Source organism: Mesorhizobium sp. AA22 (assembly GCF_001672375.2).
Classification (GTDB): Bacteria; Pseudomonadota; Alphaproteobacteria; order Rhizobiales; family Rhizobiaceae; genus Mesorhizobium; species Mesorhizobium wenxiniae.
The window spans coordinates 5,790,717-5,804,399 of sequence record NZ_CP048406.1 but is presented as its reverse complement, the minus strand read 5'-3'; the positions used below and the strand labels follow the sequence as shown (position 1 = coordinate 5,804,399).

The 13,683-nt window shown below is 62.4% G+C and carries 12 protein-coding genes; 11 read left to right on the top strand and 1 reads right to left on the bottom strand.

The genetic code is table 11. The features are described 5' to 3' along the window. Positions 1-254 precede the first annotated feature (254 nt). The 9 genes from A9K68_RS27665 (at position 255) to A9K68_RS27625 (ending at position 8,494) form a co-directional block, all read left to right on the top strand. Complete coding sequence (locus A9K68_RS27665) at positions 255-1,241, top strand: zincin-like metallopeptidase domain-containing protein (protein ID WP_095780303.1); 987 nt, start codon at positions 255-257, stop codon at positions 1,239-1,241. A 129-nt stretch (positions 1,242-1,370) separates the two neighbouring features. Further along, positions 1,371-1,790 carry a DUF2958 domain-containing protein gene (locus A9K68_RS27660; RefSeq protein WP_065010483.1) on the top strand — a complete coding sequence of 140 codons (420 nt, stop codon included), beginning with the start codon at positions 1,371-1,373 and terminating at the stop codon, positions 1,788-1,790. 558 nt (positions 1,791-2,348) lie between these two features. Next, entirely contained in the window at positions 2,349-2,822 is a 474-nt protein-coding gene (locus A9K68_RS31965; RefSeq protein WP_245430145.1) for a hypothetical protein, read from the top strand. A 620-nt stretch (positions 2,823-3,442) separates the two neighbouring features. Beyond that, the gene (locus tag A9K68_RS27650; RefSeq protein WP_065010508.1) at positions 3,443-3,766 is read left to right on the top strand and encodes a DUF736 domain-containing protein; all 324 of its coding nucleotides are present in this window, start codon (positions 3,443-3,445) and stop codon (positions 3,764-3,766) included. Positions 3,767-3,942: 176 nt separating this feature from the next. After that, positions 3,943-4,212: a helix-turn-helix domain-containing protein gene (locus tag A9K68_RS27645; RefSeq protein ID WP_065010484.1), complete on the top strand. Its 270-nt coding sequence runs from the start codon at positions 3,943-3,945 to the stop codon at positions 4,210-4,212. Then, positions 4,209-4,757 (top strand): S26 family signal peptidase, encoded by a 549-nt coding sequence (locus A9K68_RS27640; RefSeq protein WP_065010485.1) that lies wholly within the window; start codon positions 4,209-4,211, stop codon positions 4,755-4,757. The genes A9K68_RS27645 and A9K68_RS27640 overlap by 4 nt, the downstream gene beginning before the upstream one ends. Continuing rightward, positions 4,745-5,431 carry a lytic transglycosylase domain-containing protein gene (locus tag A9K68_RS27635; protein ID WP_065010486.1) on the top strand — a complete coding sequence of 229 codons (687 nt, stop codon included), beginning with the start codon at positions 4,745-4,747 and terminating at the stop codon, positions 5,429-5,431. The genes A9K68_RS27640 and A9K68_RS27635 overlap by 13 nt, the downstream gene beginning before the upstream one ends. A 212-nt stretch (positions 5,432-5,643) precedes the next feature. Continuing rightward, complete coding sequence (gene rlxS / locus A9K68_RS27630) at positions 5,644-7,614, top strand: relaxase/mobilization nuclease RlxS (protein ID WP_065010487.1); 1,971 nt, start codon at positions 5,644-5,646, stop codon at positions 7,612-7,614. A gap of 580 nt (positions 7,615-8,194) precedes the next feature. Continuing rightward, positions 8,195-8,494 (top strand): hypothetical protein, encoded by a 300-nt coding sequence (locus tag A9K68_RS27625; protein ID WP_065010488.1) that lies wholly within the window; start codon positions 8,195-8,197, stop codon positions 8,492-8,494. Between the two features lie 430 nt (positions 8,495-8,924). On the opposite strand, the gene A9K68_RS27620 is transcribed toward A9K68_RS27625, so the two are convergent. After that, on the bottom strand, positions 8,925-9,146 hold the full coding sequence (locus A9K68_RS27620; RefSeq protein ID WP_065010489.1) for a hypothetical protein: 222 nt from the start codon (positions 9,144-9,146) through the stop codon (positions 8,925-8,927). A gap of 326 nt (positions 9,147-9,472) precedes the next feature. On the opposite strand from A9K68_RS27620, the gene glmS reads away from it, so the two are divergent. Together glmS and A9K68_RS27610 are read left to right on the top strand one after the other, a co-directional pair. After that, on the top strand, positions 9,473-11,296 hold the full coding sequence (gene glmS, locus A9K68_RS27615; RefSeq protein WP_065010509.1) for a glutamine--fructose-6-phosphate transaminase (isomerizing): 1,824 nt from the start codon (positions 9,473-9,475) through the stop codon (positions 11,294-11,296). Between the two features lie 246 nt (positions 11,297-11,542). After that, positions 11,543-13,573 carry a conjugal transfer protein TraG gene (locus A9K68_RS27610; protein WP_065010490.1) on the top strand — a complete coding sequence of 677 codons (2,031 nt, stop codon included), beginning with the start codon at positions 11,543-11,545 and terminating at the stop codon, positions 13,571-13,573. Positions 13,574-13,683: the final 110 nt, after the last annotated feature.

The window sequence follows — 13,683 nt, the reverse complement described above, 5'->3', positions numbered from 1 at the left end:
GGCTGCTGACGGTCGCCGGCCAGCTGGCCGGCGTCGATTTTTGTGGTGGCCTTCCCCGGTGGCACGGGGTGGGCGGCACTCCCTTCTAGGCCCGCCGCGGCGGCCCGCAACCCTTCGCTTGGCGCTCCGGGTCCTCCTCTTCGTTCCGGTCCTACGGATGCGCTCCGCCTTTGACGTCGGGCCTTTCCGGTCGCTTTCGCCGCCCACCCCGCTTCCGGGGAAAGGCGCGGGATTGAAGAGCGGAGGACCAAAAGATGCGTGCAAAACACAAGCGTTCCGCCAGCCGAGAGGCTGGCGCGGGCAAGGGCGGGCGCACGGGCGCCAGCCTCTATCAGGAGATCACAGACCGCATCATTGCCGAACTGGAGCGCGGCACCGTGCCATGGGTCAAGCCCTGGGGCAGGGCAAAGGCAGCCCTTGGCCTGCCCAGGAATGCAGCCACCCAGCGGCGCTATTCCGGCATCAATATCCTGATCCTGTGGGGCGCCGTCATCGAGCGCTCATACCCCAGCCAGAACTGGCTCACGTTCCGGCAGGCGCTTGCCCTTGGCGGCAATGTCAGGAAGGGCGAACACGGCACCACCATCGTGCATGCCGATCGCTTTGTCCCAAAGGACGAGAAGGAACGCGCGAAGGCCGATGGCGATGAGCCGCAGGCCGTGCCTTATTTGAAGCGCTTCACCGTCTTCAATGTCGCGCAGTGCGATAACCTGCCCGAACATCTCTATGCCGCCGCCGAACCGCTGCCCGCGCGCCAGATCGTCCCGCAAGCCGAGGCGCTCATTCATGCAAGTGGTGCTGATTTTCGCATTGGCGGCGATCGCGCTTTCTACATGCCGGGCAGCGACTTTATTCAGGTGCCGCCGCAGCCGGCTTTCTTCCACCAGATCGACTACTACCGGACCTGCTTTCACGAGCTTGGCCACTGGACCGGCCACCCGACGCGACTCTCGCGCGACCTGTCAGGCTCATTCGGCTCCAGAACCTATGCGCGCGAGGAATTGGTCGCCGAGATGGCCGCAGCCTTCATCTGCAGCAGTCTCGGTATCGAGCCGACCGTGCGCCATTCCGATTACATCGGCTCATGGCTGACGGTGCTGCGCGAGGACAATCGCGCCATTTTCCGCGCCGCCAGCCACGCCTCGAAAGCCGCCGATTTCCTGCTTGGCCTCAATGCCGACGTCGAAAGCGAGGCGCATGCCGAGATCGAAGGTGAGGCGAATGCCGAGATCGCCGCGTGAGCGCGCTCCATCGCTTGCGCTTCTGACGGCGCGCCGATGCGCGCCCGCGCGCGGCGCACCAGCCGCTCGTATCCGCCTGTTTCAAAAAGCCGCACTCAATCAGCCCGAACGTCTTGAAGGAATTCCGCAATGATCCTGATCACCGATGAACTGCGCGCCCGGCTCCTCGCCAACGGCGCTGCCGACACCGAAACCGACCACGCACCGGTCGTGAAACTGTTCGATCCGGCCGGTCCTGCGATCTGGCTCCTGACCGAACTCGATGTAGACGGCGACACGCTGTTCGGCCTTTGCGACCTCGGCTTCGGCTTCCCTGAACTCGGCAGCGTCAGCCTTGCCGAACTCGAATCCATCAAGGGTCCGCTCGGACTGGGCATCGAGCGCGACCTTTATTTCATAGCGCGTTGTCCGCTGTCCGTTTATGCGGAGGCCGCGCGCAGCGCCGGCCAGATCACCGAAGCCGAGCGGCTTCTGAGGCAGGCAGCGGAAGCACTTGCCAAATCCCATTCCGAGCTTCCGCCAGACGCGGCGGAGCCAGAGCGCCGGTAGGCGCAAACCCGTCCCCGCCGCATCGGCCTTCGGTCTCCCCGGCGGGACAATCGCGCCCCAAACGAAGGAGAAAGACATGAAACTTGCCCATATTCCACTCGACCGACTGAATATTTCCGCCCTCAACATGCGCCACGGAAAACGCACGCCCGACCTGTCCGACATTCTGCCGTCCGTCCGCGCGCGCGGCGTCCTCGTGCCGCTTCTGGTGCGGCCCAACGGCTCGCCGGAAAGCTTCGATCTCGTCGCCGGACGGCGCGCTATTTCGCCTCGAAACCGCTCGCCCACGGGCGAGGTAAAGCCATCCCTTGCCCTGCGCCATCATGGAGGCTGGCGAGGACGCCGATGCTCTCGAAGCCTCGTTGATCGAGAACGTCGCCCGCCTCGACTCCGACGAAGCGTCGCAATGGGAGACGTTCTCACGGCTGATCAGAGAGGCGTGCGCTTGGGGCTGCTCGACCATCCGAGCGCAGCACTTCGCCCGATGGTGGCGCATGCGATAGCGGTTCCGGCCTGTGGCAGGTTCGCCGCGAACCGTAGCGCGCTTGCAGCGAGATCGTGGCCGCAAGCCTCGCCGGAAGCAGGGCGGAAGCCGCGTTCGCCGAAAAACGGCGCGAGGTCTTGGCGCTGCTTGGGCAACCGGATGAGGATGGCACAATCGCTGGCGGCAATGGCGACGATTTCGGCACGGCAAGCATCTTCGCGCGGCTCCTGGCGCTCCGCGACGATCATGTCGTGCGCGTTCTCAGCATCGTCATGGACGAGACACTTGAAGCCGGCAGCGCCGTCATCGAGGCGCTCGGCAAGCATCTGAATGTCGACATCGGCGCTTGCTGGCAACCGGACGACCCCTTCTTCGACCTGTTGCGCGACAAGGAAATTGCCAATTCCATGCTTGCCGAAGTCGGCGGCAAACATGTCGCGGACGGCAATGTCGCCGAAAAGGTGAAGACGCAAAAGAAGATCATCCGCGACTTTCTTTCGGGCGATAACGCCGCAGACAAGTCGAGACCTGGCTGCCGTGCTGGATGAAATTCCCGGTCGAAAGCTACACTGATCGAGGCGGCTTCCGCACCGCCGATCGAAGGGCACGGGTCAGGTCGCTGTTCGTCTGCGAATAGCCTGTCACGGCCGGCCGCGGCTTCTCGGCAGCAGCCCTTCGGCACTGTACCCCGGTCGCAGTGGCTGCGTGTTCGAGCTTCCTTTGCCCCGCATCGCGCACCAAAATCCAGGCCGGCAAACTCCTGATCCCTGGATCGGTCCGCCCGCCCGATGCCTGATCTGCGCCCAACCTGCGGTCACGATCTCGATCGGCGTGGGCACCTGATCAGCCGCAGGCCTTGTAAATTCCCGCCCCTCCTGCCTGGCTGTAGCGACCGCGTTTCCCACGATCTCCTGCTCTCTTCAAGGACCATTCCCCTGCGGCTGGCTTGTGACCTATGGGCGGATCCGGCCGCCCGAAACCCTCGCCGATCAGCTTTTTTCCCCGCCGCCTGCGGCGGCTTCCTCGCGCCGCTTCGCTTCAAAAAAGCTGCCCGCTCGGGTCCTCCGCTATCGCTTCGGCCCTGTCGGGTTCAGGCGGTCCGGACGCGCCCATTACGGTCCGCCATCGGCGGGGATGGTCCCCGGCGACAGCAAAAGGAGACTTCGAAATGACCGCGATCGGTTACGTCAACAAGCAGGAAAACGGCGGCTACAAGGGCCAGCTCAAGACGCTCAGCGTCCGCGCCGACATCGACATCGTCCCCAACCAGGCCAAGAGCGCCGACAACCATCCCGACTTCCGGGTGCTGACGCAAGGGGTCGAAGTTGGCGCCGGCTGGATCCGCACCGGCGAAACCTCCGGCAAGGACTATGTGAGCCTGTCGATTGCGGCGCCGGAGTTCGGACCGCGCAAGCTCTACGCCAATCTCGGCCGCGCCGCCGGCCAGGACGATGACGACACCTACGCCATCATCTGGAACCCGGCCGACTGATCGGCCGACCCGAGCCTCGCGCCCCAGCCGGCGCGGGGCTCATTCCCAGGCGCTCCAGCCAAACCCGTCCGCCCGAAAAGGCGGCGAAAACTCTCCCCGGACTCTTCGCCCGTCCCGGAGGCGATCTCGCTCGCCCATCCTCGCCCTCGCTTGTCCGAAGCGAAACGAGGATCACCATGGACGACGAAAACGAACGCGCGGCCCGCGCCAAAAAGGGCAGTCCCTTTCTCAGCACAGCCCAAGCAGCCTTCTACATCGGGCTCTCCCAGCGCACCCTGGAAAAGATGCGGCTCACGGGCGGCGGCCCGAAATTCCGCAAGCACGGCCGCTATGTCCGCTACCACATCGACGAACTCGACGGATGGTCGAAAGGACACCCGCAGTACGCCGTTAACGAGGGTGGTGAGGCCGGTTCCGGCCAAGCCGGCCAGGGAGGCCGAGCATGAGCCGGCGCCCTTCCATCCGTCTGATCGGCAGCCGCCTGCGGCGCCTCCAGGCACGCAAAACCATCGCCGCTGCCGTGATTGGACTGACCCTGATCGGCTTCGCCGGCACCGTCAAACCAAGGCCCTGGCTGGTCTGGAACGCCTCGGCCAGCGCGCCCGTCGGCCTCTATCGCCTCGGGTTTGCAGCACCGGCTCGGGGCGATCTGGCGCTCGTCCGCCCGCCAGAATCGTTCGCTGAACTCGCCGCCCAACGCGGCTATCTGCCCCGCAACGTGCCGCTGGTAAAACGTCTTGCCGCGCTGCCGGGCGACGAAGTCTGCACCTTCAATGAAGCGGTCATCATCGACGGCGAGATCGTTGCGCGACGGCTGGCGAAGGATACCAGAGGCCGCCCGCTGCCACGGTGGAACGGGTGCCGGACACTCGCCGACAACGAAATCTTCCTGCTCGGCAGCGACGATATTCGGTCATTCGACAGCCGCTATTTCGGGCCGGTGCCGCGCGCAAATGTCATTGGGAGGCTCGTGCCGCTATGGACCGAGTGACCCTCCTGATGTTCGGCACGATCGCGTTTGCGCCATGCGCCTGTTCCGCCTCGACCGGCGCTGAGCCGGTCGCCATCTCCCAAATTCCGCAGCTTCATAGGTGGCACCAGTTCACAGGCGAAGCAAGCAGACGCTTCCGTATTCCTCAGGCCTGGATTTACGCGGTCATGGAGGCCGAAAGCGGCGGCAAGACCATGCTCGACGGCCGCCCAATTACCTCACGCGCGGGCGCAATGGGCCTCATGCAGGTGATGCCGGAAACGTATGAGGACATGCGTGCCAAATACGGTCTGGGAGCCGATCCGCAGGATCCGCGTGACAATATTCTCGCCGGAACCGCCTATCTCAGCGCCATGTTTGACCGCTTCGGATTCCCCGGCCTGTTTGCCGCCTATAACGCAGGACCCGAGCGCTACGAAGAGCATTTGAAGCGCGGGAAGCCGCTGCCCAAGGAGACAGCTGCCTATCTTAAACAGCTCAGGGGGAAGGGGATTTCGGCAGACGACTTTGATCAATTCGAAGGGGACTCCAAGGCGCCAAACAGCCAAAACGCTCCCTCCGGCCGCTCGCTCTTCTTCCTTCGTAACGGCGTTCGCGCCGGCGAAGCGAAAGGCGATCTCTTTGTGCCGCTGTGCGTCAATCGCGCTCGGACGAACGAGCCGAATGGCGGGTGACTCGGCGAGCGGGGGCGCGGTTTTGCGGGGCGGGAAAGAGCAGGTGCGGAAGCCGGAAGGGGGAAGGGCGGCGTAAGGCAAGATAAAGGCAGTGCCTCCAGGAGGCGGCGAAGTCTTTGTCTGCACATCGTTTTTCCCGGAGGCTGCTGGCAGAGCCGGGAGTGTGGGACACGCAAGTAACTGACTCTGCTTGAAATTTCTGGGAGGCCACGATGCAGGATGACGAATTCAGGCCGAAGCTCGGCAGAATAGGTTCGCGCGGCTCGAAGGCAGGCAAACGCTTCGCCAGCCAGGTCCGGGCGGCGATTAACAGAGCCGGCGGCCGGCCGCAGGGCGGCGGCCGCTTTAACGGCAGCCGGGCAGGGCGCGGCGGAGCGGCCGCCGCGCTGCTGAAATCACGCGACAGGTATGCTGCCTTCCGGCAGCGGCGGGTGGTGGTCAAGGCGCGCGTCGTCAAGCTGGCCGGCAAAGGCCAGGGTGGGGCGCGTGCGCATCTGCGCTACATCCAACGCGACGGCGTTACCCGGGAAGGCGCGCCTGGCGAGCTCTACGGCGCCGACAGTGATCGCGTCGACAGCAAGGCCTTCCTTGATCGTGCCGATGGCGATCGGCATCAATTCCGCTTCATCGTCGCACCCGAAGACGGCATCCAGTATGACGACCTGAAGCCACTCACGCGCCGGCTCATGGCGCAGATGGAGGAGGATCTCGGCACGAAGCTCGACTGGGTTGCCGTCGATCATTTCAACACCGGCCACCCGCACACCCATCTCATCGTCCGTGGCAAGGACGACCGCGGCGAGAACCTCGTCATTGCGCGGGAATATATCTCAAGCGGAATCCGCGAACGGACCGCCGAGCTGGTCAGCCTCGATCTCGGTCCACGAACCGATCGCGAGATCGAGCACCGCCTGCGCCAGGAAATGGAGCAGGAGCGCTTCACCAGCATCGACCGGCAGCTGCTCAGCATGCGCAACAGCGATGGACTGGTTTCTCCGGTCGGCCGCGACGCCTTTCGACAGACCCTGCACCAGGGCCGCCTGCGCAAACTCGGACGGATGGGTCTGGCCGAGGAGATCAGCTCCGGCCGCTGGCGCCTCGACGATGAGCTCGAAGCGACACTGCAGCGCATCGGCGAGCGCGGTGACATAATCAAGACGATGCACCGAGAAATTGCGGATAGAGGACTATCCCGAAGTGCAGCCGACTGTGTGATCCACGATCAATCCGGGCAGCTCGCGCAACCTTTCGTTGGCCGCCTTGTGGCGCGCGGGCTTGCCGACGAGATCAACGACCGCCACTACCTCATTGTGGATGGGGTGGACGGGAAAAGCCACTACATCGATGTCGGCAAAGGCGAGGCCACCGAACCGACGCCCGACGGCTGCATCGTCCGTGTCACGCCGAGAAACACCGGGCCGAGGCAGGTTGACCGCACCGTCGCCGAGATCGCTGCCGTCCACGGCGGGCGCTACAATGTTGATATCCACCTGAAGCATGATCCGTCTGCCAGCGAACGCTTCGCCGAAACCCATGTGCGTCGTCTGGAAGCCATTCGCCGCGAAACCGGCACGGTCAGGCGCGAAGCCGACGGCACATGGATTATCGCGCCGAACCATCTCGACCAAGTCGCCGACTACGAGCGCAAGCGAGCCATGGCTGTGCCTGTTGTCGTCGACAAGCTCTCATCAATGCCGCTTGATCAGCAAATCGGATTCGACGGTGCCACCTGGATCGACCGGGAAATGGTTTCCGATTCACCGGAGGCCCTGCGCAACTCCGGCTTTGGCCGTGACGTGCGGGAGGCGCAAGCCCGCAGGCGGCAATGGCTGATTGCTCAGGGTCTCGCGCATGAAGAGCAGGACCGCACCGTCTATCGCGCCAACATGATTTCGATCCTCCGCCAGCGTGAACTGAACCGTGTTGCCGGTCAGCTCTCGGAAGAGCTCGGTCTGTCCTATGCTGAAGTGCGACCCGGAGACCGGGTACAAGGCACTCTCCGCCGCTCAGTTGAGCTCGCCAGCGGCAAATACGCCCTTATCGAGAAATCGCGCGAGTTTGTCCTCGTCCCGTGGCGGCCGGTGCTCGAGCGGCATGTCGGCAAAGAGATTTCTGGCATAGTGCAGCGAGACGGTATCTCCTGGAACATCGGTCGGCAAAGGAGTGGGCCTAGCGTTTCATAACTTGTGTGGCAGCCATGCGTGAGTGCGGTGTGCCTTCGATGGCCCGGCAAGAGTTCGACCAAGGCGCTCCGATAGCGTGAGTGCCACCAGCTCTGGTAGGTCTATCGGACCAAGGACAGCGCGCCCCGTGGCCAATTGCGATCCCATTCTAACCAAGATGCTCGGGCTCGCGCCAGATCGCCGTTAAGCTTGCCGGAGCTCGCGCAAAGGTCGAGGACATTTACTGAACCAGCTCGACAAAAAACAAGGGATCGAGCTCCTCCCAGCTGCTGTCGCTGTGGATGCCCTTCCACATGACATGAGGTTAAGGGCATTCCGAGCAACGAGTCCGCCTCCGCTTCAATGGCTCGCGAACGATCTGACGAGGTCGAGCAGTTTGGCCATGCGCTTCGAGCATCAGAGTATCGCCGCTTTCCAAGCTGATCGGTGGACGAGGTGAACCGCTCTTATGCTCGGAAAAGGCGAGGCTCGTCGCACCGATAGGGTGTAACGATGTCGACATCGGCGATAAACGTTACGAGCATCGTCGGCTGTAGGCGAGCATCAGCATCATGCACCCGTCCCAACTCGGGAGGGAGCCATGAGCAGCCCCAACACCTCGAAAATTGGCCTTGCCTACTCAAAAGACCGCGACCGTGCGCAGCCGATTCATAACCCAGCAACGGCACATAAAAACGAACTGCTGCTGCGCATGTCTGCGGCCGACCCGCAATTGCTCAGCCCACACCTTCACCGCAGCTATCTGCCATTGAGAACCCAACTCGAAACGGCAAACGCCCCTATAGAGGCTGTCTACTTCTTTGAGATGGGGATCGGCCCGGTGGTGGCGAAACTCCGGCCGGAGCTCGACGCCGAAGTTGTCGTAGTCCGGTTTTTGTAGCACATCAGCTGTCCGCTTTGGGTTGACGGCGAAGCCCGGATGAAAGCGGAAGAACACCCGGGGCCGCTTGCTGGTTCAGTTGACTGCCGCGGCAGGCTCCTGCGCATGTGCTTGTCGCTGCCCTTGCGTCGTTTCCGGTGAAGCGCCGACCTCGTGTCGAGACGCAGTCAAGGTTGGCCGCCGCGCTGCCGCGGGCGCTGCGACGCTTCCAGGCCACGCTTTGAGGGGCGTTGAGCCGCCGGCCGGGATGTCAGCGTGCCGATGGAAGTCAGGGTCGTTGCCACGCGCTGTTTGGCATTGTCCAGAACTGATGAGTTTGGCGCAAGTTCCAGACGGCCGACAGTGCGCGTGAGCAATCATGCAGGAGTTTGCCAAGGCGGCCAGCAAGGCAGTCGAACAGGCAAAGGGAAGGTCCGGGTGACTGCATCCCTCAGCGGAGATGACGAGTAGCCCGCCGCTTCGATCTGATGAGTTCAAGCAGCTCAGCCTCATCCGCGTCAGCCTCTTCTTCCAACGTGACCAAAATATCCAGGGCGAGATTGTCCGCCTCCAACGATGAGCGGGCGATATGCTCGTCACTGCATATCTGGTCGAATACCCGTTGGCATAGATCGAGATCGGCAGGGTATAGACCGGCCCGTTTGAACGGCATTTTGAAAACCCCTAAGCATTGTAGCAGTCAATGGTTCTAAGGGCCGTTAACTGGGCGAGTCAACAGCATGTAAAAAGCGGACATTGCGATGATCGTTACGCCTCAGCCGACTACGGAAACTCGGCCCAACTGGCGGTTGGTGGACGCAAGCCGGCACCGCGCGTACCGTTTCTCGCTGGTCAACACGTCCTCTTCTATCCACTGGCTGGATGGCAGCCATCCCAACAATCGATTTTACCTGTTTTACCGAATTCTACTAGGAGGCTCAGCGCCGGGCGGTGCCCTTCGGGTCGGCTGAGGCTACCGGGAAGAATTCGGAGACGATCATGTGCGGGATTGTTGGCATCGTTGGGCATCAGCCGGTGTCTGATCGGTTGGTCGACGCTTTGAAGCGTCTCGAATATCGAGGATATGACTCAGCCGGCGTTGCCACCATCACCGAGGGCTCGTTGCACTGCCGGCGCGCCAAGGGCAAGCTCATCAATCTCGAGACGAGGTTGAAGGAAGAGCCGCTGAGTGGCACCATCGGCATCGCACACACGCGCTGGGCAACGCATGGGGCACCGACTGAGCGCAACGCGCACCCGCACTTTACGGACGGTGTGGCCGTCGTTCACAACGGCATTATCGAGAATTTCGCCGAGTTGAAGGACGAACTGGTGGCGGCGGGCGCCGAGTTCCAGACCGACACCGACACCGAGGTCGTCGTGCATCTCTTGGCAAGACACCGCCGGGAGGGCATGGGACGGGGTGAGGCAATGCACGCCATGCTGAAGCGCGTCAGGGGCGCCTACGCGCTTGCCATTCTCTTCGAGGATGATCCGTCGACCATCATGGCGGCGCGCAATGGACCACCGCTGGCGATCGGTCACGGCGACGGCGAGATGTTCCTGGGCTCCGACGCCATGGCGCTAGCTCCCTTCACAAATGCAATCACATATCTCGTCGACGGCGACTGGGCCGTTATCGGCAAGGCAGGCGCCGATATCTTCGATTTCGATGGCCATCCCGTCGAACGTCCGCGCCAGACTTCCACGGCCGGGGCATACCTGGCCAATAAGGGCAACCGTCGCCACTTCATGGAGAAGGAAATTTACGAGCAGCCCGAGGTCATCGCCCGTGCGCTCGGACATTACATCAACTTCGAAGGGAATCGCGTCGATACGGTTTCGAGCATAGATTTCTCCAGCATCCCGAGCCTGGCGATCTCGGCTTGCGGCACCGCCTATCTGGCCGGACTGATCGCAAAATGCTGGTTCGAGCGCTATGCGCGCCTGCCGGTCGAAATCGACGTTGCGTCCGAATTCCGCTACCGGGAGATCCCGTTGCCGCCTGAATCGGCGGCTCTTTTCATTTCGCAATCCGGCGAAACCGCCGATACGCTCGCGTCCCTGAGGTACTGCAAGGGGCGTGGGCTGAAAACCGGCGCTGTCGTCAATTCCCGCGAATCGACCATCGCTCGGGAGGCCGACGCGATCTTCCCGATCCTTGCCGGCCCGGAGATCGGCGTCGCCTCCACCAAGGCTTTCACGTGCCAGCTTGCGGTTCTGGCAACACTCGCCATCGGCGCTGCCAAGGACCGTGGAACGCTAACTGAATATGAGGTGAAGGCGCTCGTCGGGAGCCTTGCCGAAATGCCGGGCGTCATGGGCCGGGTACTGAACAGCATCCAGCCAGATATCGAGCTCCTGTCGCGCGAACTGTCAAAGTGTCATGGTGTCCTGTATATTGGCCGCGGCACCAGTTTCCCACTGGCGATGGAAGGTGCGCTGAAGCTCAAGGAGATTTCCTACATCCATGCGGAGGGCTATGCGGCTGGCGAATTGAAGCATGGTCCGATCGCATTGGTAGACGAGAATATGCCAGTGATCGTCATCGCGCCACATGATCGTTTTTTCAACAAGACCGTCTCCAATATGGAGGAAGCGGCCGCCCGTGGAGGGCGGATTATCCTCATCACCGATGAAAATGGGGCCGCTGCGTCGAAACTCGACACGATGCATACGATCGTGCTGCCGGCCGTCGACGAGATTATCGCGCCGATGATCTTCTCGCTGCCGATACAGCTTCTTGCCTATCATACGGCGGTCTCCATGGGCAAAGATGTCGACCAGCCGCGCAATCTCGCAAAATCGGTCACCGTCGAATGATGTGACGCGCTCATAGGTGGCATGCGTACATCGGAAATACACTTCAAAGCGTCACCGGCATTTGGATGTCGACGAGAGGCAGATCAGGTCTGCGGCCAAGTGGGCATATTTGCTCCACCGAAAGTTTCCAGTCTGAGCGATCCAGCCCATTCCCTCATCGCACCTGGTCGTGCGTAGTGTGCATTTCAGTTCACATCGCGCCGCGCGATGCTTGGCCCCGCATGTCCAGAACTGCGGAGAAAGCCAATGACGCCTACGAAGTTGCTGATTGGGCAGATCGCCGTCGTGTTCGCAATCGTGATACTCGGCGTATGGGCGGCCACGCAGTGGTGCGCCCACATGCTCGGCCATCAACCGCCACTCGGCGCGCCATGGTTAGTCGCGGCTGGCTGGCAGATCTACAAGCCGTGGAAACTGTTCGAATGGTGGTTCCACTTCGACGCTTATGCGCCCGAGGTCTTCGATAAGGCCGGTGCGCTTGCCGGCGCCAGTGGGTTGCTGGGCTGTGCCGCCGCGATCGCCGGCTCGCTCTGGCGCGCGCGACAGCTCGGGTCGGTCACCACATATGGCTCGTCAAGGTGGGCCGCGACTCACGAGATCGAGACGGCAGGGCTGTTTCGGCCGGCCGGCGTTTTCCTAGGCAAGCTGAAGGATCGCTATCTGCGCCATGACGGGCCCGAGCACGTCATGGCCTTTGCCCCAACACGATCAGGCAAGGGCATCGGACTGGTTGTTCCAACTCTTCTGTCCTGGACCGGCTCGGCCGTCATTCACGATATCAAAGGCGAGAACTGGCAGTTGACCTCCGGCTGGCGCTCGAAGTTCTCCTACTGTCTTCTGTTCAATCCGACCGATCCGAGGTCGGCGCGCTATAACCCGCTGCTGGAGGTACGAAAAGGTCCAGACGAGGTCCGCGACGTCCAGAACATCGCCGACATCCTGGTAGATCCGGAAGGCGCGCTGGACCGGCGGAACCACTGGGAGAAAACCAGTCACTCACTCTTGGTCGGCGCCATTTTGCACGTGCTTTACGCCGAAGAGGAAAAGACGCTCGCTCGCGTCGCCACCTTCCTGTCCGACCCGCAACGCTCGTTTGCCGCGACACTACGGCGGATGATGACGACCAACCATCTCGGCGCGGCGGATAAGCCCCAGGTCCATCCTGTCGTGGCCTCGGCAGCTCGCGAGGTGTTGAACAAGTCGGAGAACGAGCGTTCAGGCGTTCTTTCGACCGCCATGTCGTTCCTCGGCCTCTATCGCGATCCTACGGTGGCGGCAGCGACATCAGCCTGCGACTGGCGCATTGCCGACCTCCTGGATGCTGAGCGACCGATGTCACTCTATCTGGTCGTGCCGCCATCGGACATCTCGCGCACGAAGCCGCTGGTGCGACTTGTGCTCAATCAGATCGGCAGGCGTCTGACGGAGCGGCTGGAGGGGGATCCTAAGAAGAGCAGGAACCATCAACTGCTCATGATGCTGGACGAATTCCCGGCGCTCGGTCGCCTTGATTTCTTCGAAACCGCGCTCGCCTTCATGGCCGGCTATGGCATCCGTGCATATCTGATCGCGCAATCCTTGAACCAGATCTCCAAGGCGTATGGGGACAACAATGCCATTCTCGACAACTGCCATGTGCGGATTGCCTTTTCCTCCAATGACGAGCGCACGGCCAAACGCATTTCGGACGCGCTCGGCACGGCGACGGAGCTGAGGTCCATGCGCAACTATGCCGGCCATCGCTTGGCCCCCTGGCTGTCGCACGTGATGGTTAGCCGCCAGGAGACCGCCCGCCCACTATTGACACCGGGCGAGGTGATGCAGTTGCCGCAAGCCGATGAACTGGTGTTGGTTTCAGGGCTGCCGCCGATCCGGGCGAAGAAGCTGCGCTACTACCAGGATCGAAATTTCACCGAGCGCGTGCTTTCTGCGCCGGTATTGCGCGACGGCGCTTACGCGGATCGGCCAGTACCGCGCCCGGACTGTTGGATCGGGCAGGTGCGGAGCGTTGACCGCCGTCTGGCTGGCGGCGGCGGAAGCGCGGGCGAGGCAATTGAAGATGAAGGAGGTGTCCAGCAACAGCGACATCCGGGTCTGCCTGAAGAGCATACAGCCGTCACTCTGGAGCCCGACCGGGACGACCTGCTCAAGCCCGCGGACGATGATAGCGACGCAGTTGCCGACAGGCGCGTGATGGACCGAATTTCCACTGCCGCACGCGCCTATGGCATCAACGAGGGAACGGGCGACAACAAGGACATCGTGCCCGGCTTCTGAAAGAAGCTGCCGAAGGCAGAGCGCAAATCAGCGTAGATAACGGCCATAAGCAATTTCGAGGAAGTCGCCGATGCTCGTTCCCGCCCGCGCAACAGCGCTGGGACAGTTGG